The organism is Bacillus sp. SCT118, from assembly GCF_058566435.1.
Map to the genome: position 1 here is coordinate 488864 of NZ_CP191225.1, position 19256 is coordinate 508119.

At 44.4% G+C, this 19256-nt stretch carries 14 protein-coding genes; 11 read left to right on the top strand and 3 right to left on the bottom strand.

The genetic code is table 11. The annotated features are described in order from the left end of the window. The first annotated feature begins 285 nt into the window (after nt 1–285). Complete coding sequence (locus ACQVGT_RS02510) at nt 286–6246, top strand: SpaA isopeptide-forming pilin-related protein (protein WP_046340275.1); 5961 nt, start codon at nt 286–288, stop codon at nt 6244–6246. A 97-nt stretch (nt 6247–6343) separates the two neighbouring features. After that, on the top strand, nt 6344–6982 hold the full coding sequence (locus ACQVGT_RS02515) for a class A sortase (RefSeq protein ID WP_015483797.1): 639 nt from the start codon (nt 6344–6346) through the stop codon (nt 6980–6982). Between the two features lie 124 nt (nt 6983–7106). Here the strand turns inward: ACQVGT_RS02515 and ACQVGT_RS02520 are convergent, their stop codons facing one another. Then, complete coding sequence (locus ACQVGT_RS02520; protein WP_015384859.1) at nt 7107–7517, bottom strand: YwpF-like family protein; 411 nt, start codon at nt 7515–7517, stop codon at nt 7107–7109. 174 nt (nt 7518–7691) lie between these two features. Here ACQVGT_RS02520 and ywpG point away from each other — a divergent pair, with 174 nt between their 5' ends. The 4 genes from ywpG to ywpJ all read left to right on the top strand — a co-directional run bounded on the left by ywpG (nt 7692) and on the right by ywpJ (nt 10357). Beyond that, nucleotides 7692–8075, top strand: a complete 384-nt coding sequence (gene ywpG, locus ACQVGT_RS02525; RefSeq protein ID WP_003227796.1) for a DynA interaction protein YwpG — start codon at nt 7692–7694, stop codon at nt 8073–8075. Nucleotides 8076–8151: 76 nt separating this feature from the next. Next, complete coding sequence (gene ssbB, locus ACQVGT_RS02530) at nt 8152–8493, top strand: single-stranded DNA-binding protein SsbB (RefSeq protein ID WP_015384858.1); 342 nt, start codon at nt 8152–8154, stop codon at nt 8491–8493. A gap of 224 nt (nt 8494–8717) precedes the next feature. Then, a complete protein-coding gene (gene glcR / locus ACQVGT_RS02535; protein WP_003244075.1) occupies nt 8718–9494 on the top strand; it encodes a transcriptional regulator GlcR in 777 nt (258 codons plus the stop codon). 5 nt (nt 9495–9499) lie between these two features. After that, nucleotides 9500–10357 carry a phosphatase YwpJ gene (ywpJ, locus tag ACQVGT_RS02540; protein ID WP_015384856.1) on the top strand — a complete coding sequence of 286 codons (858 nt, stop codon included), beginning with the start codon at nt 9500–9502 and terminating at the stop codon, nt 10355–10357. A 125-nt stretch (nt 10358–10482) separates the two neighbouring features. Here the strand turns inward: ywpJ and ACQVGT_RS02545 are convergent, their stop codons facing one another. Together ACQVGT_RS02545 and ACQVGT_RS02550 are read right to left on the bottom strand one after the other, a co-directional pair. Then, entirely contained in the window at nt 10483–13251 is a 2769-nt protein-coding gene (locus ACQVGT_RS02545) for a DEAD/DEAH box helicase (RefSeq protein WP_015384855.1), read from the bottom strand. Beyond that, a complete protein-coding gene (locus ACQVGT_RS02550; RefSeq protein WP_015483795.1) occupies nt 13238–14848 on the bottom strand; it encodes an SWIM zinc finger family protein in 1611 nt (536 codons plus the stop codon). The genes ACQVGT_RS02545 and ACQVGT_RS02550 overlap by 14 nt, the downstream gene beginning before the upstream one ends. 201 nt (nt 14849–15049) lie before the next feature. Here ACQVGT_RS02550 and ACQVGT_RS02555 point away from each other — a divergent pair, with 201 nt between their 5' ends. The 5 genes from ACQVGT_RS02555 to uglF all read left to right on the top strand — a co-directional run bounded on the left by ACQVGT_RS02555 (nt 15050) and on the right by uglF (nt 19210). Then, nucleotides 15050–15193 (top strand): YwzD family small protein, encoded by a 144-nt coding sequence (locus tag ACQVGT_RS02555; RefSeq protein WP_015384853.1) that lies wholly within the window; start codon nt 15050–15052, stop codon nt 15191–15193. Between the two features lie 233 nt (nt 15194–15426). Continuing rightward, on the top strand, nt 15427–16173 hold the full coding sequence (tkmA, locus tag ACQVGT_RS02560) for a protein-tyrosine kinase activator TkmA (RefSeq protein ID WP_015384852.1): 747 nt from the start codon (nt 15427–15429) through the stop codon (nt 16171–16173). Then, complete coding sequence (ptkA, locus tag ACQVGT_RS02565; RefSeq protein WP_015483794.1) at nt 16163–16876, top strand: tyrosine-protein kinase PtkA; 714 nt, start codon at nt 16163–16165, stop codon at nt 16874–16876. Before tkmA ends, ptkA begins: the two co-directional genes overlap by 11 nt. Nucleotides 16877–16928: 52 nt before the next feature. Then, entirely contained in the window at nt 16929–17693 is a 765-nt protein-coding gene (locus ACQVGT_RS02570) for a tyrosine-protein phosphatase (protein WP_015483793.1), read from the top strand. Between the two features lie 194 nt (nt 17694–17887). Then, complete coding sequence (gene uglF / locus ACQVGT_RS02575) at nt 17888–19210, top strand: UDP-glucose 6-dehydrogenase UglF (protein ID WP_015483792.1); 1323 nt, start codon at nt 17888–17890, stop codon at nt 19208–19210. Nucleotides 19211–19256 lie beyond the last annotated feature (46 nt).

Below are 19256 nucleotides of genomic sequence, written 5' to 3' on the forward strand. Positions count from 1 at the left end.
TCGATGCACACTGGTTTTTTTGTTCACTTAAAGGGAAGGCCCTCGCCATATGTCTCCTGGGTGAAACTTCAACTCTCTCCAATTCACTTCAATCATACATGATTTCTGAGTTGTACAGAAATTGTATAGTTCCATTTCATACAATGTAGTTTGGTTCGGATGGCAAATCTTAGTTTTGAAACTCATTCGGTATTAGCAGTTCTTTTTGGGGGATGAGACATGATGTTATGGTCTCGCGGATCAATCGGCAAGTGAAAGATAGATAAGAAAGGGAGGAATGAAAAGTTGAGAACGAGGAGTTTTCCCTTAGGGCTGAAAAAAAGCGGGCGGATCGTTATGATCATAAGCCTTGCCATCTTTTTCTTCTTCAGCCAGATCGCCAGCTATACTCTTACAGCACAGGCTGTGGACGTAACGTCAAGTGACAGCCAATTCTTCGATTCGGTAACAGTTAAGGACGCCAAGGGCCAGATTGTTGACGGATCAAAAGGAAACAAACCGGCACTAACACCGGGGGACGAAGTGAAACTGACATATGAATGGTCATTGAAAAAAGACAAAAAAGCAGATAGCGAACAGGATATCAATGTGGAGATACCTAAAAGCTTTACATTTGATAAAGGTGCAGAAGGTGAGATCAAATCTGCTGATCAGGTCATCGGCAGCTATCAAGTGCCGGCGGGCAGCAGCACCATGAAGGTAGGATTAACAACTGCATCTGCGGATTCTTCTGATGCCAAGGGGACCATTACATTGTCAGCTAAATTTACTGCAGATGTAAAAGACGATGAACATACAGCAGCAGCCCTTTTTCAGCTAGGGGGAGGCAAAACTCAGCAGGTGATCATCCCTGTTAAGAAAGAGGAGACACCAGATGCCGAGGCGGAAGATCCAAAAAATGACTCTTCTGATACTGCGGGTGATCAGGAAGGGACAGATGACAAACCTGCACCTTCAGTCAGCAAGGATCAAAAAGAGGAAGAACAGCAACCGTCAGACTCTAAGAGCGGCGAATCCTCTAAGAGTGATGATTCAAAAAAAGTGTCATCCTCAAGTCAATCAGCTTTCAAAAGCTTGCAAACTGAAGAAAAACAAATCACGCAAAACACTTTAACCGGCGTGACATTGACGGACGAAAACGGAAAGCCATATGACAAGGGCAATCGCGCCAATACGAATTCTCCGGTGAAAATTTCAATTGATTGGGCTATTCCTGACGATTTAGGAAAAACGATCAATGCCGGCGATAAATATGAATTTGATTTGCCTAAAGAATTTATTATGCATAATGACATTGTGAACCTGCCGTTAGGCGCCGGAGACACCACCTACGGGACATTTTCTATTGATACGAACGGACATGTGGTGATGACATTTAACGGCGAGGTAAAAGACAGTTCTAATGTCAAAGGCACATTGGTTATCAATACGCAGTTCAACGAGAAAAAAATAACGGGTTCGACAACACAAAAGATTCCATTCCCTGTAAATTCCGATACTCCTGAAACAACAGTTTATTTTAAACCCAATGTGAGTAAAACCATTGATAAATCAGGTGTGCTGGATAAAGGCATCAACCCTGGTAAAGTAACATGGACGGTCGATGTCAATAAAAAGTTGGATCAAGTCAAAAATGCCAAACTCACGGAAAGCCTTCCAGATGGCGTAATCTACCGTTCAGTTAAAGTGTATGAACTCAATGTGAACATTGATGGTTCTGTCAGCAGAGGAAATGAAGTTTCTTCCGGCTACAGTGTTGATTCAAAAGGAAATGTCACATTTGACGGGACAATTGATTCAGCCTACCGCCTTGTATACGAAACCGACATTGACAATAGTGCGAAGCCGAGTGAAGGCGGAAATATAACGCTGACGAATAAGGCGGCATTCAGCGGAGACAACCTGGAACCCATTTCTGCAGAAGCCACTGTTGCAGCCAAGTATGGAAAAATGATCGCGAAATCATCGACCGGCTATGATGGAGAATCTCAAACATTCAGCTGGGCTCTTGCATACAACTACGGTGAGAAACAGATCGACCAATCCAAGGCCAGTATTAAAGATTCTTTTGGAACTGGTGATTTGCATCTTGTGAAAGATTCTTTGAAGGTTATTCCTATTACCTTTGGTCAGAATGGCAGTGAGCAAGCGGGCACGCCTTTAAAGGAAGGCGAAGACTACACGCTCATCGATAATGGAAGCGGATTTGAAGTCAAATTTAATAAAAACGTAACGAGCGCTTACAAAATCATATATCAAACAAAGGTCAACAGCGGAGTGATCATTGATAAATCTACAACATACACCAATAGCGTTGTGACCGGAACAGGGGATTCAAAAGAGGCTTCTGGAATAGCCATTCAGCAGAATCTCATCAAAGGATATTCAAACGTTGATTATGAGAAGAAGACGGTTGATTGGACGATTACAGTTAATAAAAATAAATACTTGATGAACAATTGGACTTTAGATGACCAATTTGAAAGCGGCGGAATGGTTCTGCTTGATGAATCGTTCAAGCTTCAAGACACAACGAACAACAAAACATTACAGAAAGACAAAGACTACACGTTAACAAAAAAACCTGATCATAAAGGCTTTACTTTGGCATTGATCGGAGATTATGCAAAAACAGACAGTCAATTTAAGATCACTTATACGACAACATTCAATGCCGATTATTCTAACGAAAGCGTTAAGAATACAGCTCAGTCGACATGGACTGATCAAAACGGCACTGAGCGCACGAATAAGGTATCAAGCGGTTTTACGCCGAATCATCAGACTTCAAATAATGGTTTCAAAAACGGCTCATACAACGCGGTTTCAAAGGAAATCACGTGGAAAATCGGCGTCAACTATAACGGCGAGCCGACGAAAAACCCTTATATCAAAGATGCCATAACAGATCCTCAGCAATTTGTGCCAGGTTCCGTTGTCGTTAAGAGTTATACGATCAATAAAAACGGCTCGATCACAGAAGGAGACGCGCTTGATCCTTCCAAGTATGATGTCGAAGAGCCTTCTGCGAAAAATGAACGCACGCTGACGGTACACCTTAAAACAGGCGATTCTGTACCATATCTGATTGAGTTTAAGACATCACTCAAAGGACAGGTCATTGATCAGAATCAGTATACAAACAAGGCAACATACTATAATGACGGTTATGCAGACCGCACGTTGACAGGCTCTGTTTCAGTTACGAACGGAGGAAGCCTGGTTTTTAAAGGCGGCAAACAAAATGGAAGCTACATCGATTGGAACATCAATGTCAACTCCAGCCAATCAACGCTGGATGACGTAAAAGTTACTGATACGCCGGATGAAAATCAAATATTAGATGCGGATTCTTTTAAAGTGTATCAAGCAAAGTATGATGAAAACGGAGTAGTCAAAGACACCAGCGGAAATCTGACCGCGGGAGATGTCGAGCTTCAAAAAGACAAAGACTACACGTTAGACATCAAAACGGACAATACAACAGGTGAACAATCGTTTGTCCTGAGATTCATAGGCAGCTATAAGCAAATTGACCGCGCTTATGTGATCAAATACCGGTCTCTGATTAACATAGCCGGCACGAGCGGCCATGTTAAAAATAAGGTGTCCATTTCAGGAACAAATGTGAAGGAGCAGACTCAAGAAAACAGCAGCTCGATCTTTGTTGCCATTTCAAGCGGCGACGGTTCCGGATCCGGAGAAAAAGGAAGCCTGACGATTTTTAAGACTGGAGTGGACGATAAAGCTCTTGAAGGAGCAGAATTCCAGTTATGGTCTGAGGACTCCAAACAGCTCCTCCGCACTGGTACGACGGATGCCGGCGGGAAGCTTACATTCGGAAATATTCGCTACGGTTCCTATGTATTAAAAGAAGTAAAAGCGCCTGACGGATATACCATCAGTGATGCTTATGCAAAAGGAGTCTCTGTAAAGATAGACAGCAACTCCTCCAAGCCAGAAGCGCTGTACAAAGTCGTAAATCAACAGAACAAGGTGACGCTTATCAAACAAGACGAACAAAACAATCCTTTGGCGGGTGCTGTTTTCAAGCTGGAGAAAAAGTCAAATGACGGCACCTATACTCTCATACGAACAGATATAAAATCTGATAAAGACGGAAAAGTAGAAATGAACGGTTTGCCGGCGGGCTACTATCGCTTGACAGAAACACAAGCTCCTGAAGGCTTTATCGTAAATACAAAAGCGATTCACTTCTCAATCGCAAAGAATGAAAAGAATCAAGTGTCTGACGTCAATTTGGGGGCAATGACCAATTATCAAGGAAAAGTCTCTCTGACGAAGGAAAATGCTGAAGGCCAGAAACTTGAAGGCGCAGTATTCAACATTGTCGATCAAGATGGAAAGATCGTTCAAGAGAAGCTGACTTCAGATAAAGACGGAAAAATTGAGGCTTCGGGCCTTGCACCGGGCCATTACGCCTTTGTGGAAACAAAGGCGCCAGCCGGCTATGTGCTGAATACAAAGAAAAAAGAATTTACCATCTCAGAATCAGCAGCAGGAAAGCCTGAAGCCGCAGATGCCGGAATCGCTCTTAACGATAAAGGCTCTGTTGAGCTGACGAAGGAAGATGCAGATGGCCAGAAGCTTGAAGGAGCCGTCTTTAAGATTATCGACAAGGAAGGTAATACGGTTCAAGAAGGACTGACCTCAGATAAAAACGGGAAAGTCACAGCTTCAGGCCTTGCACCGGGACAATACGCTTTTGTGGAAACAAAAGCGCCAGCCGGTTATGTGCTGAACACTGAGAAAATAGAGTTTGAGATTTCTGATTCCTCTGAAGGAAAGCCTGAAGCTACAGATGCCGGGATCGCCATTAATCATAAAGGCTCCGTTGAGTTGACGAAGGAAAATGCTGAAGGCCAGAAGCTTGAAGGTGCAGTATTCAACATTGTCGACGAGGAAGGAAATACGGTTCAAGAAGAGCTGACTTCCGATAAAGATGGAAAAGTAAAGGCTTCGGGCCTTGCGCCGGGACGTTACGCCTTTGTTGAAACGAAAGCGCCATCCGGTTATGTGCTAAACACGGAGAAAAAAGAGTTTACCATTTCTGAATCAGCAGCAGGAAAGCCAAAATCCGCGGATGCCGGGATCGTCGTGAACTATCAAGGATCGGTTCAGCTGACGAAGGAAGATCAAGATGGAAAAGGCTTAGCCGGCGCGGTATTCAAAATCACGGACAGCAATGGGAAAACAGTGAGAGACGATCTAGTCTCAAAAGAAGGCGGCAAAATTGAAGTTGACGGGTTAGCGCCGGGAAGCTATCAATTTATCGAAAAACAGGCGCCAGACGGGTATCTATTATCCGCCATCCCTGTGCCATTCACCATTAAGGCAGAAAACGGCGGCAAACCTAAACAAGTTGAAGTAACAGCGGTTAATACGAAGAACCGGGTTGTCCTCACAAAAGTGGATCAGCATGATCAACATAAAGTTCTGCAAGGCGCAGAGTTCAATTTGACAGACGCCAACGGCAAAGTGCTGAAGTCCGGTTTGGTTACTGATGACAAAGGACAAATCACAGTGCATGGCCTCAAAGCTGGCGATTATCAGTTTGTCGAAACAAAAGCGCCTAAGGATTATGAGTTGGACCAAACTCCTATATCGTTCAAGATCACAAATACAGACACGAAAACAGTCGAAATCACTGCGGAAAACATATTGGCACCAGGTGACGTAAATGTGAAAAAAGTGGATCAAGACGATAAAAATACCGTTTTGGAGGGCGCTGAATTCAAGTTATTGGACGAAAGCGGCAATCCTGTAAAAACTGACGGGTATGGAAAAGAGCTTTCTAAACTCTGGAAAACAGATCAAAATGGGCAGTTCACTGTAAAAGGCCTTGCGCCGGGAAGCTACCAGTTGATTGAAACGAAGGCACCCGAAGGTTACCAACTTGACGAAACACCGATTGAATTCACAATTGAAAAAGGACAGTCAAAAGCTGTTGAGATCGTTGTTTCTAATCAAAAAGTGAAAACACCAACGCCTGATAAGCATGATCATCCTGATAAACCTGCACCGGGTGGAAATGGAAAAGACGATGGAGATCATCCGAATACCAATGGTACAGATGGCAGCTCGGATGGTCAGTCGAACACAGACAAAACCCTCCCAAAAACCGGAGATACAGACAGCATGCTGACAGCAATGATCGGTATCCTGCTCCTTATGGCAGGCGGAGGCTTAGCTGTTGCCTCAAGAAAGAAACAAAGAAAAGGATAAAGTTGAAGGCACCTGATCATCGAAGAATCGATCAGGTGCTTTTTTGAAAAGTGACACGAAGCGTTTTTAGAAGGATGCATAAGAAAGGGTTTTTTGCATGTACAAGAAAATGATCATTACGGTGTTCATCCTTTTCGGACTGCTGCTGCTCTCTTCTCCTTATATCAAAGGTGGAATTATAGCTTATCTTAGCAAAAGCCAGAGTGAATCGGCCTTAACTGTGGAGCAGCTGAAAAAAAATAATGAGAGAGAAGCGGAATTTGAATTTGATTCAATCGAGCCGCCTGAGTTAATGGATGCTGTAAAGGCCGGCTTTGATCACGATCAAAAAGCGGTTATCGGTCGGATAACAATTAAAAGTGTCGATCTGGAGCTTCCGATCGTAAAAGGCACAACCAATGAAAATCTTTTGATAGGGGCGGCAACAATGCGCCCGGATCAAAAAATGGGCGAGGGAAATTATCCGTTGGCGGGCCATCATTTGAAGCAAAAGAGTCTTCTGTTCGGACCTCTGGAAAACATAAAAACAGGTGCCCAAATTGTCATCACGGATTTTAAAAAGGATTATATCTATTCTGTAACATCTAAAGACATCATATCGGAAATGGATGCAGATGTAATTGAGGAGACAAACAAAAAAGAGATTACGTTAATCACCTGTGACAAGGCTGTCAAAACTGAAGGACGCCTTGTTGTGAAAGGGGAATTGGTTGATTCTTTTGGCCATACAAATTAAATATGGAAGAGAAAAGCTGCCGTTCAAAACGGCAGCTTTTTTCATGCAGAACATATCTATTCTAAATGTCTGTTGTGATGCTCTTAGGTTCTGTGTCTGTTTTGGGGAACATGCCCCCTCATATTTATAATTTTTGCTTAAATGCCTCAATGAGTTTTTTTCCTGTATAGCCCTCTTTTACAAGGGACTCGAGAATGGTTTCAGTGCCCTGCTGTTTTCTTGTGACCATTTGTCCGTAGAGTAAAACCTGGATGCTTTCTTCCAGCTTGACGATATTTTTCACTGCTGCTGTCAGCTGGGCGGGGCGATTGCTTTTTTTCGTGATCGTTACAAATACTTTGGCTTCAGATTGGCTGTTTTGAAGCTGTTCAAAAAAAGACAGATGTTCTTTCTGTACAAGCGCCTCAATCAGCCAGTGATTTTCACCGTCTTCTTTATTTATAATCAGTCCGTCAATAAGGGGAAACTGTTCAATTGATTGTTCTTCCTTGTCCACTCGTTCCACATTCAGGTCAACCAGTTTAAAGGTTTTCATTTCTTCTCACCCCGATTACTTCCAAAGTTTTCTTGCCTTCCATTATAACATAAACGTTTTCGAGGAAAAAATCCTGCAATGTTGGGGCTAAAGAATTTTGTATGAGCGAAACATTTAATAATTTCTATTTTTTCATTATACTGTAACTGACTATGGATTACGGAGAGATGTGGTATGAATCAATTTCGTTTAAAAGAAATTTATATTGACGGCGTTCCTTCTGAAAGTCATTTGATTCAAAAGGAAGTAACATATATGTTAAGCCGTAAAGAAGTGTTTGAGGTTCATCTGAACAAAAAAGGAAGAATAAGTTTTTTATACGAAACACAAGATGGCATGGAGCAGTATAAAATCAAGCTGTCAATGCCGGAAAAAAAATTGAGCTTTCAGTGGTTTGCGTGGGATGGCTCTTCCTATGTGCGCATGAATACGCAAAACTGGCTGACAAAGCAAATCTTTTTCCGATTTTTAAAAAGTACATATTTCTTCAAAGGAAAAAAGCAAAAGATGTTTTTAGCTGAAGGAAAAATGAAAACGAAAGATAAAAACAGAGGCTGAAAGCCATTTTTAAGCGTTTTTCTTTTCTTGTTGCATCATTTACAATACATACAACCGCAAGGAGAGGAGGAATCGCATGTTCAATCAGGTCATGCTTGTCGGACGTCTTACAAAAGATCCTGATCTTCGCTACACTTCCGCCGGTGCGGCAGTTGCACATGTTACGCTCGCGGTGAACCGCAGCTTCAAGAATGCTTCAGGTGAAATCGAAGCTGATTACGTCAATTGCACACTTTGGAGAAAAACAGCTGAAAACACGGCGTTGTATTGCCAAAAAGGTTCTCTCATCGGCGTAAGCGGACGGATTCAGACAAGAAGCTATGAAAACGCGGAAGGCGTTAACGTGTATGTAACAGAAGTGTTGGCTGACACTGTTCGTTTTATGGACCCTAAACCCCGGGAAAAAGCTGCTGATTGACAACCCCTGCTCCTCCCGTTATCTATCCATTCACCATTATCCGGATCTTCGCATCATCCCCTCAAAATTGACCAGTCGACCAGACTGGTTCTTTCTTTTTGTCCACTTAGGAAAAATTGGTTCTCTCGACGCATTTTTACTTAAAATCACTTATTAATGTTGAATAAAATTAAATAAAAACTTATAATCACTTATAAATGATTGCTGAGAAAAGGAATGAGGGCGTGTACCAAGAAGAAAGATTAGTAGCGATTTTGGATTTTTTAAAACAGCATAACCGAATTACAACGGAGCAGATCTGTACGCTCCTGCAAGTGTCAAGGGATACAGCGCGACGAGATCTTGTGAAACTTGAGGAACAGAATGCCATCATCCGCACAAGAGGCGGCGCCATTTTGCCGACTGTGCATCAGAAAATTCAAAGCTATTCCGGCCGCCTGAAAACAGTGTCTGAGGAAAAAAATAAAATCGGCAGGCTTGCAGCATCGCTTATTCATGATGGTGACCGGGTGATTTTAGACGCCTCTACAACTGTTCAGGCATGTGCAAAGCATTTGAATGCGGTTGATTGTACGGTAATCACCAATTCGATTAATCTTGCGGATGTGCTGTCCGATAAAGAGGGAATTGAAATTTATCTGCTGGGAGGCAAGCTGGAAAAGGAGCACCGCTTTCTGTACGGGTCCTCTGTGATTGAAAAACTCTCAAGCTACCATGTTGATAAAGCGCTGATTGGTGTGGTCGGTATTTCCGAACATGGCATTACAATTGCGCATGAAGAGGATGGCATGGTGAAGCGGAAAATGATACAGCAGGCAAAGCAGGTCATCGCGCTTGCAGACCATTCGAAGCTGGGCAGCACCAGTTTTTATCAGTATGCGGAACTGAATGAAATCGACCTCTTGATTACAGACAGGCTGCCGAATCAGGCATTTTGTGACTTGCTTGACCGAAACGGCGTTGAGCTTCTCGTGACAGAGCAGGATGAAGGAAAGGACTGACAAACGTGAAATTAATTGCGATTGACTTAGATGGAACCTTACTCAACAGCAAGCATCAGGTAAGCTTGGAAAATGAAAACGCACTGCGGCAGGCGCAGCGGGATGGCATTGAAGTGGTGGTGTCAACTGGGCGCGCTCATTTTGACGTCAAGTCAATTTTTGAACCGCTGGGGATCAAAACATGGGTCATCAGTGCAAACGGCGCCGTCATTCACGATCCCGACGGCAGGCTTTATCATCACGAAACGATTGATAAGAAACGGGCGTATGATATTCTCTCATGGCTTGAGTCGGAAAACTATTATTATGAGGTATTCACAGGTTCAGCGATTTATACTCCGCAAAACGGCAGAGAACTTCTTGATGTTGAGCTGGACAGATTCAGAAGCGCAAATCCGGAAGCGGATCTTTCTGTCCTTAAGCAGGCGGCCGAGGTGCAATACAGCCAATCGGGCTTTGCTTACATTAACTCCTTTCAAGAGCTGTTTGAAGCCGATCAGCCAATCGATTTTTATAATATTCTCGGCTTTTCTTTCTTTAAAGAAAAGCTTGAGGCAGGCTGGAAAAGATATGAGCATGCCGAAGATTTGACGCTTGTCAGTTCGGCTGAGCACAACTTTGAGCTTTCTTCCCGCAAAGCTTCCAAGGGGCAGGCGCTGAAGAGGCTTGCAAAACAGCTGAATATTCCGCTCGAGGAAACCGCTGCTGTAGGTGATAGTTTAAATGACAAATCGATGCTGGAGGCTGCGGGAAAAGGTGTAGCGATGGGCAATGCCCGGGAAGACATCAAATCGATAGCCGATGCTGTCACCTTAACCAATGACGAACATGGTGTCGCACATATGATGAAACATTTGTTGTAAGTATATGTGCTGCCACAAAAGCGCATCCTGTTGATAACCGGCGTAACGGATTTTTTGGAAGTTCGGCGTGACGGCTATGAACGGAAAAAAGCTGGCTCTTTTAGAGCCAGCTTTTTTAGTCATGATTATTGCGCTGTAGCGCTTAATGTAAACAGTTCTTCGAGCTCCTGTGTGGAAAGCTCGGTAATCCAGTTTTCACTTTGGATAATTTGATCGTTCAGAGTTTGCTTAGATTCAAGCATGACATCAATTTTTTCTTCGATTGTTCCCGTCGTAATCATTTTATGAACGTGGACAAAGCGCTCCTGGCCTATGCGGTATGCACGGTCAGTCGCTTGATTTTCAACCGCCGGGTTCCACCATCTGTCATAATGGATGACGTGATTGGCGGCGGTCAAATTAAGTCCGGTGCCTCCAGCTTTGAGTGAAAGAATCAGTGTCGGATATTCTTTCCTTTGAAATTTCTCAACGAGTGTATCCCGCTCTTGCTTGGAGAGACTCCCATTTAAAAATTGCACAGGTTCCCCGAACGTTTTTTCAAGCAGCCGCTTCATCATGTTCCCCATCTGAATGTATTGCGTGAAAATCAGGCAGCTTTCGTTTTGGGCGCGGATCGCTGTCATCAGTTCCAGCAATTTTTCAAGCTTGACTGATCTGCCGGCCAGCAGCTCGGTTTGCTCTTCCTTTAAATAAAGTGCGGGATGATCGCATATTTGCTTGAGCCGTCCAAGCATGCTGAGGATCAGCGCTTTTCGCTGCATGCCGGTCAGGGATGTCATATGGTCAAAAGTGTCTTTGACGAGCTGCTCATAAAGGGATGCCTGTTCGGCTGACAGCGGGATAAATTCTTTTTCTTCCAGCTTCTCAGGAAGATTAAGCGCGACCTCTTCATCCCGTTTCGTCCGGCGGAGAAGGAATGGCCGGATTAATTGCTGAAGCTGTCCGATTCTCTTTTCGTCCCGGTCTTTTTCGATCGGCAGCACATAGCGTTTATGGAAGCCGGTCAAACTGCCGAGGTAGCCTTTATTCATAAAGTCAAAAATGGACCACAGCTCAGTCAGGCGGTTTTCCATCGGCGTGCCGCTCAGCGCGATATGGTGAAGCCCCTTCAGCTTCCTGATTGCGCGTGATTGCTTCGTATGCGCGTTTTTAATATTTTGCGCTTCATCAAGGCAGATCGTGTTCCATGTCACAGAAGAAAGCTCTTCAGTATCGGCATGTGACAGCCCATATGAAGTGAGCACCACGTCTGCGTTTTCATAATGCGCGGCGAAATCATCACCTTTTGGCCGGCGCGGCCCATAATGGAGCGCGACAGACAGATCAGGGGCAAAGGTTTGAAGCTCCCGCTGCCAGTTGCCAAGTACGGATGTCGGCGCAATAATCAAATGAGGCGTTTTTTGCCGGCCGCTTTCCTTCACGTGAAGGAAATAGGCGATCATTTGAATCGTTTTCCCAAGCCCCATATCGTCAGCCAGACAGGCGCCAAAACCGCTTTCCCGCAGAAACAGCAGCCAGTTCATGCCGTATTTCTGATAAGGGCGGAGCGTTCCTTTGAAAGAAGGACTGACTTCGTGCTCCGGCAGGTTTTCCGCGGCAGTGAGCTTTCGAATCAGTGACCTGAGCTGTTTAGACAGATCAAACTGAATGCCGGCGAAAGCGGATGTATCAATCAGATCCGAATCCTCAAGTCCGCCCTCCTGCTGATCCATTAGCTCGCGCGCCAGAATATCAGACATGTGGAGTCCCTCTGATTCTGCTTTTTCCATCAGGCGTTTCATCTGTTTGATAAACTGCGGATCGATTTTAACCCATTGCCCGCGGATATTAACAAGGCGCCTGTTGCTGGCGACAAGCTCATTAAATTCAGCCTCAGTCAGTTCAATTCCATTTGTCGCAAACCGCCAGCTGAAATCAAGCAGTGCATTCATGCCGACAAATGACTCGCCGCGCGGGGAGGAAGACACCTTTGCTTTCAGCATCATGTTGCTGTCTCTGACAATCTGCCACCAGGACGGCAGGAGGATTTCTACCCCCATATCGACAAGCGTCTCACTTGCTTCTGACAGGAAGATCCAGGCTTCTTCCTCCGAGATCAGCGTTGTCCCAGAATCAAACGACAGCCACGGAACCGTTCTGTGAAAGCGGTCCTGCTCACGCGCGATTTTATCGCTGTACGCCTGCCACGATTTTTTGAGGCTTTTCAGTCCGTCAAAGAATTCTACAGCGCCGCTCTTTTTATCGCGTAAAAACATCTCGATCTTCCATTCGTCTCCGTCAAAGTCTGGTTCATTTAAGCGCAAGCCGACAGTAAATGGAGATTGGTCGTCAATCCAGCCAATGCCTTCCAGAAAATCCTCTTCATCAAGAAAATGGCCGCGGAATGACGTAACCGCAGGCGATTTCTCCTTGATATGTTCCCATTTCTCCCGCAGGTCATCGTCGTATTGGATGTAATCCTGTACGGCAGCGGAAAACCATTCCGCAGTAAAGCCTTCCAGTATATTATCGCGGTCCTTCCAGCGAAAAACACCGTTTGTCCATGCGTCATAGTCAGGCAGAAAATCGCCGTCCGCGATAAATTCATAGATAGTCGATGCCGCCTCGATCAGCGGCTCCGTTTCTTCTGTAAGCTGCACGGAGCTGAATGAGTTGAACGAGTTTTTGCCGAGAAGCTCTACAGTCATCCATGGAGATAGCAGGACAGCAGTCGTCCCGATGAAGCTGACATCCTCTAGAAAGGTTCCGTAAAATGAGGATTCATGCCATTGGAACAAATGCTTTTTCATATGGCTGTAGGGAAGAGGCTGCTCATTCTCATCAAAGGCTGAGAGCGTAAATGACCCATCTTCCATTTGTTCGACGTGGATGAGAATTTCTTTAAGACTCGCCATCAATCAACTTTCCTTTCTGCAGTTCTTCTTGAAGCGCACGCAGGCGCTTGTAATGCGAGCTCAGCAGCTGAATATACCGCTCCCACACCTTCTGTTTTTTCGCTTTTTTGTACAGTGTGCGCAATTTTTTCAAATACCGGGCGGCTTCCTTGTACGAGCTGCGGTTCTTCTGATCAATGAAAAAAGCCACTTCTCTATGGTAAGCCGGTATAAGCGCCTCAGGGTCGCTCGCTGCAATTTCCTTGAGCATCATTTTATCCATTTCATTGATGGAAAAGCCGACAAGGCTATGAATTTCAATCCACTCGGCATAGCGTTTTTTTTCATATAAATGATGGCTGTATTCTGTGAACGTATACGGCAGACAGCCCGCGGCAAAGCGCTCAAACAGCGCTTGATCATTGGTTTGCTTCACATAGGCATTCAACAGAAGGAACAGCTCGCCGATCACATCGCGAATCTCTTTAAACGGCTTATCCAGCTTCGTATAACCCATCGCAATTGGCTCAATTTGCTGGTACCATTTTTTAAGCCGTTTCCAGTCCTTCTTGGCAGTCATTTCACTCAGCCATTGGAATGTATAAGGGAGCGCTTCTGGCGGGAATTGATCTGTTTCCGCAAAAATAACGTCATCATTCTTTTGCAGGAATTCCAAATGCAGGCGGCCGAATTGTAATTCAGGAGAAAAACGCCGTCCGGCTTCTTTTTTCAAAATCTCCTGTTCGCGCGCCACCCATTTTGGCCGTGGCAGAAGTGCACTCCAAATTTCACCGAAGATGCGGATGCGTTCATATTGAAAAATTTCTTCTTTCAACAGCAAGTTTCGGATAACATCCGGTGTTTTATCCAAAAACGGATCAAGCGCAAAAGACAGCGCGTATGTTTTTAATTTATCAATAGAGCTGTAGATTGTATCCATCAGCTGTTCAACGTACGGATTGAGGGAATAAAAATCTTGTTCGGGGTTCAGCTTGCCCGCTTCAATCAATGTGAACATGCGAAGCCAAACCGCAATCGCGGAATGAATCTGGTATAGGCTTTTCAGCTCCGGCTTGTTCGGCGCATGTTTTTTTAATGCGGACAGGTAGCCGTAATAGAGGCCCTGCATGTTTTGGCTGCCTTCTGGCGTACGTGCCTGCCAGAGAGAAAACTCTGAATCAAAAAAAGCAAGCCAGCTTGAAAGCGATTCTTCATTAGGCAGCACCTTTTCCTGAAACTGGCGGCGGACGAGCTCTTTGCTTTCCTCAAGCTTTTCCCTCTCCAGCCAATACTCTGTAAAAGTACCCACTCGCTCGAACATTGCATATACATATAAAAACACAGCCAGCAGATGGCGGCAGATTCTTCCGGACGGACATGAACAGCCGCTTTTGACTATGACAAACAAGTTCAATGTGACCCGCACAGGCACAACATCCTGCACGTAAGCCGTAACTTCCGTCGGACTCACTGCTTGTAAACGATAGACTGAATCCTGCCGATATAAAATAAGGGCTTTTTTGATCAGCTGAACATTTTCCTCATTGTAAGGAAGAAGTTCTTTTAGCTGTTCAGCAGATGCCAGCACATCGTCTTTGGAAATCATATTCTGAAGCATGATTATCGCTCCTAACCGAGTCACGTAATAAAAAGATCCAATTTCTCTATTATATCGCAACACATCGGCCTTAAAAAGTTTTTCCTAAAAAAGGACATAAAAAATGGAATGTGTCGAATGATGTATTAGAGATTGCAAATTGATAACCAGCATCATATAATAATCGTGTTTTCAACTTAATGGAACTGAAAGGAAAAAAAGATGAGTGAAAAGAAATTGAATCAAGAAGAATTTCTGAAAATTTTGATGCATGCACATGAAATTGGTGAGCAGTCAACTGAGATGACGACGAAGGAAATGCTTGAAAATTTGATTTCTCATATTAAAAATGGATATGCAACATAAAAATCCCGCACGCCTTTAGCGGGATTTTTTTATGCGAGATTACGTGACTGCACGAATAAGAGAAAAAGAGACAGCGCTGTCAACACAGTGAATATAGCGCTTACATAAAAAGTACTAACATAACGTATTGTAAAAAAATGTCGAATTATGTCACGTGAAAAGCTGGAGAAATGCGGTTTCAACGTTGTATAATCATAAATGGAAAAGGATGTTATAAGAGATTTGGAGGTATCATGGGAGAATCTACTAGCTTAAAAGAGATATTATCAACGTTAACAAAACGCATACTTTTGATTATGATTGTAACCGCAGCTGCCACTGCTGCCGGCGGACTCATTAGTTTCTTCGCACTTACACCCATCTATGAAAATTCAACTCAGATTCTGGTCAACCAATCGAAAAATGAACGAAAAGAAGTCCAATTTAACGATGTCCAAACCAATCTTCAGTTAATCAATACGTACAATGTCATCATTAAGAGCCCTGCCATCTTAGATGAAGTCATTAAAGAAATGGGCCTGTCGATGACATCCCAAGAACTGAATGACAAAATTACCGTATCCAGCGAACAGGACTCCCAAGTGGTCAACATATCAGTCAGGGATGAAAACGCGGAAACAGCGGCTCATATTGCCAATACTATAGCATCTGTTTTTCAAGACAAAATCACATCCATTATGAATGTTGACAATGTCAGCATTCTGTCAAAAGCCGAGGTTTCAGAACATCCGTCCCCTGTATCGCCAAAGCCGCTTCTAAACATTGCCATCGCATTTGCGGCCGGATTGGCGGGAAGCATCGGACTGGCCTTCCTGCTTGAGCATTTGGATAATACGATCAAATCGGAAGAGCAGCTCGAATCCTTGCTGGACATACCTGTTTTAGGGACAGTTTCCACCATTGCGAATGAGCAGAAAACAACAAAGACCTTACAGGGTTTCCAATCTGAAAAAACGGGGAGTGGACATTTTGGCGCTTAGAAAAAGCAGAGACTCGTGGATGCGGAGAAATGTCATTGCAATGACAGAGCCGAAATCCTTGAACTCTGAACAATATCGGACGATTCGCACGAATATAGAATTTGCTTCAGTGGACCGGCAAATGAAATCAGTCATGATTACATCGGCTTGTCCGGGGGAAGGAAAATCGACAACGGCCGCCAACCTGGCTGTCGTATTTGCCCAACAGGGAAAAAAAGTGCTCCTGATTGATGCTGATTTGCGAAAACCAACAGTACATACGGCCTTTTTTCTTGAAAATACGGTTGGCTTAACATCTGTTTTATTAAAGAAAAGCTCTATGGAGCAGGCTGTACAAGCATCGAATGAAAAACATCTTGACGTGCTGACGAGCGGCCCGATCCCGCCAAACCCGGCCGAGCTTCTCTCCTCGAAGTGGATGAAGGAGCTTGCATACGAAGCGTGTGCGGCATATGATATGGTCATTTTTGATACGCCGCCTATTCTTGCCGTAGCAGATGCACAGATTTTAGGCAACGTGGCAGACGGTTCTGTTCTGGTTATTTCAAGCGGGAAAACAGAAAAAGAACAAGCCGCAAAAGCGAAAGAGGCGCTTGAAACGTGCAAAAGCAAGCTTCTTGGGGCGATTATGAATGGCAAAAAGCTATCGAAGCACTCTGAATACGGATATTACGGAAACAAGGACAATTTCATGCAAAAATAAATAACGTGCATCGTGCCCGTTATTTATTTTTGCGAAAAAAGGGGGCTAGGACATGATCGATATTCACTGTCACATTCTTCCCGCAATGGATGACGGGGCAGGTGATTCGGCCGACAGCATAGAAATGGCTAGAGCCGCTGTTCGCCAGGGAATCCGGACGATCATTGCGACACCTCATCATAACAACGGTGTGTATAAAAACGAGCCAGCCGCAGTCAGAGAAGCAGCAGATCAGTTAAACAAACGTTTAATCAAAGAAGACATTCCTTTACATGTGCTTCCAGGACAGGAAATCAGAATCTACGGCGAGATGGAACAAGACCTTGCCAAACAGCAGCTGCTTTCGCTGAATGATACAAAATACATCTTGATTGAGTTTCCGTTTGATCACGTTCCCCGATATGCGGAGCAGCTTTTTTATGATTTGCAGCTGAAAGGATATATTCCGGTTATCGCCCATCCTGAACGCAACAGGGAAATTCGCGAAAACCCGTCCTTGCTGTATCATCTTGTGGAAAAAGGAGCAGCATCTCAGATTACTTCAGGAAGTCTTGCGGGGACCTTCGGCAAGCAGCTGAAAGCATTTTCTCTCCGGCTGGTTGAAGCCAATTTGATCCATTTCGTAGCCTCAGATGCCCATAATGTGAAAACGAGAAATTTTCACACTCAAGAGGCTCTTTATGTTCTAGAGAAAGAATTCGGCTCGGAACTTCCTTATATGCTGACGGAAAATGCAGAGCTTCTCCTGCGGAATCAGACCATCTTCAGACAGCCTCCGCAACCGGTCAAAAGAAGAAAATTGTTTGGTCTTTTTTAACAGCCGATTCTCATTTCACCACTTTCTTTTTGAGAGCGATATAATAGTGTATTGTATGGTTGAATCACATTTCAGAAATCTGTACAGGCTGTACCCGACAGGCTATGCGGGAGATCATTCGCATTCATGATAGGATGTTCTCATACGATATTACGGAAGCTGCAAAGCAGCAATTTAACTGTTGGAGGGAAACAATGAATATAACAGTCATCGGAACAGGCTATGTCGGTCTTGTGACAGGTGTTTCTCTTTCTGAGATTGGACATCATGTAACCTGCATTGATATTGACGCTCACAAGATTGATGAAATGAGAAAGGGCATTTCCCCCATATTTGAACCAGGTCTTGAAGAGCTGATGAGAAAAAATACAGCTGATGGACGGCTGAACTTTGAAACGAGCTATGAGAAAGGCTTGGCACAGGCAGACATCATTTTTATAGCGGTCGGCACACCGCAGAAAAGCGACGGGCACGCCAATCTGGAGCAAATTACAGACGCGGCCAAACGCATCGCAAAGCATGTCAAACGAGATACAGTCGTGGTAACGAAAAGCACAGTGCCCGTTGGGACAAACGATTTGATTAATGGACTGATCACTGAACATTTAGCGGAGCCTGTCAGTATTTCGGTCGCATCCAATCCGGAATTTTTGCGTGAGGGGTCGGCGATCTATGACACCTTTCATGGTGACAGGATCGTGATCGGGACGGACGATGAGAAAACAGCAAATACGCTTGAAGAGCTCTTCCGTCCGTTTCAAATCCCGATTTACCAAACGGATATCAGAAGCGCCGAGATGATCAAATATGCCTCAAATGCTTTTCTGGCCACTAAGATCAGTTTTATAAACGAAATTTCGAATATATGTGAAAAGGTCGGCGCCGATATTGAAGCAGTCGCATACGGGATGGGACAGGATAAGCGGATCGGGAGCCAGTTTTTAAAAGCGGGCATAGGCTACGGCGGCTCTTGTTTTCCAAAGGACACAAACGCCCTCGTGCAAATTGCCGGCAATGTCGAGCATGATTTTGAACTGCTGAAATCGGTTATCAAAGTCAACAACAATCAGCAGGCAATGCTGGTTGATAAAGCGCTGAACAGGCTCGGCGGGGTGACGGGAAAAACGATTGCCCTTTTAGGCCTGTCATTTAAACCGAATACCGACGATATGAGAGAAGCGCCGTCAATTGTTATTGCAGACCGTCTCGCTGCGCTCGACGCCCGTATCAGAGCCTACGATCCCATTGCAGTTGGTCATGCAAAGCATGTTCTCCCGCAAGCTGTTGAATATAAAGAGACGATCGAGGAAGCTGTCAAAGGTTCTGACGCCGTCATGATTTTAACCGACTGGGCTGACATTAAACAATTTCCGTTAGGGGCTTATCAGGATTTGATGGAAACGCCGCTCATATTTGACGGCAGAAACTGCTACACATTGGATGAAGCTCTGGCTTCAGGAGTGGAGTATTATTCTGTCGGTCGGAAGGCGGTTGTTCCGTCAGGTGCAATTCAATAGTTGAACAAGAAAGGCTGGTTGCGCACCAGTCTTTTTTTCATCTATT

Bases quoted from the DNA above. Each gene is read 5' to 3' on its own strand.
- ssbB (WP_015384858.1), top strand. From the start codon at position 8,152: ATGTTCAATCAGGTCATGCTTGTCGGACGTCTTACAAAAGATCCTGAT.
- ACQVGT_RS02520 (WP_015384859.1), bottom strand. From the start codon at position 7,517: ATGAAAACCTTTAAACTGGTTGACCTGAATGTGGAACGAGTGGACAAG.
- ACQVGT_RS02550 (WP_015483795.1), bottom strand. From the start codon at position 14,848: ATGCTTCAGAATATGATTTCCAAAGACGATGTGCTGGCATCTGCTGAA.
- ACQVGT_RS02515 (WP_015483797.1), top strand. From the start codon at position 6,344: ATGTACAAGAAAATGATCATTACGGTGTTCATCCTTTTCGGACTGCTG.
- tkmA (WP_015384852.1), top strand. From the start codon at position 15,427: ATGGGAGAATCTACTAGCTTAAAAGAGATATTATCAACGTTAACAAAA.
- ACQVGT_RS02555 (WP_015384853.1), top strand. From the start codon at position 15,050: ATGAGTGAAAAGAAATTGAATCAAGAAGAATTTCTGAAAATTTTGATG.
- uglF (WP_015483792.1), top strand. From the start codon at position 17,888: ATGAATATAACAGTCATCGGAACAGGCTATGTCGGTCTTGTGACAGGT.
- ywpG (WP_003227796.1), top strand. From the start codon at position 7,692: ATGAATCAATTTCGTTTAAAAGAAATTTATATTGACGGCGTTCCTTCT.
- ACQVGT_RS02570 (WP_015483793.1), top strand. From the start codon at position 16,929: ATGATCGATATTCACTGTCACATTCTTCCCGCAATGGATGACGGGGCA.
- ACQVGT_RS02545 (WP_015384855.1), bottom strand. From the start codon at position 13,251: ATGGCGAGTCTTAAAGAAATTCTCATCCACGTCGAACAAATGGAAGAT.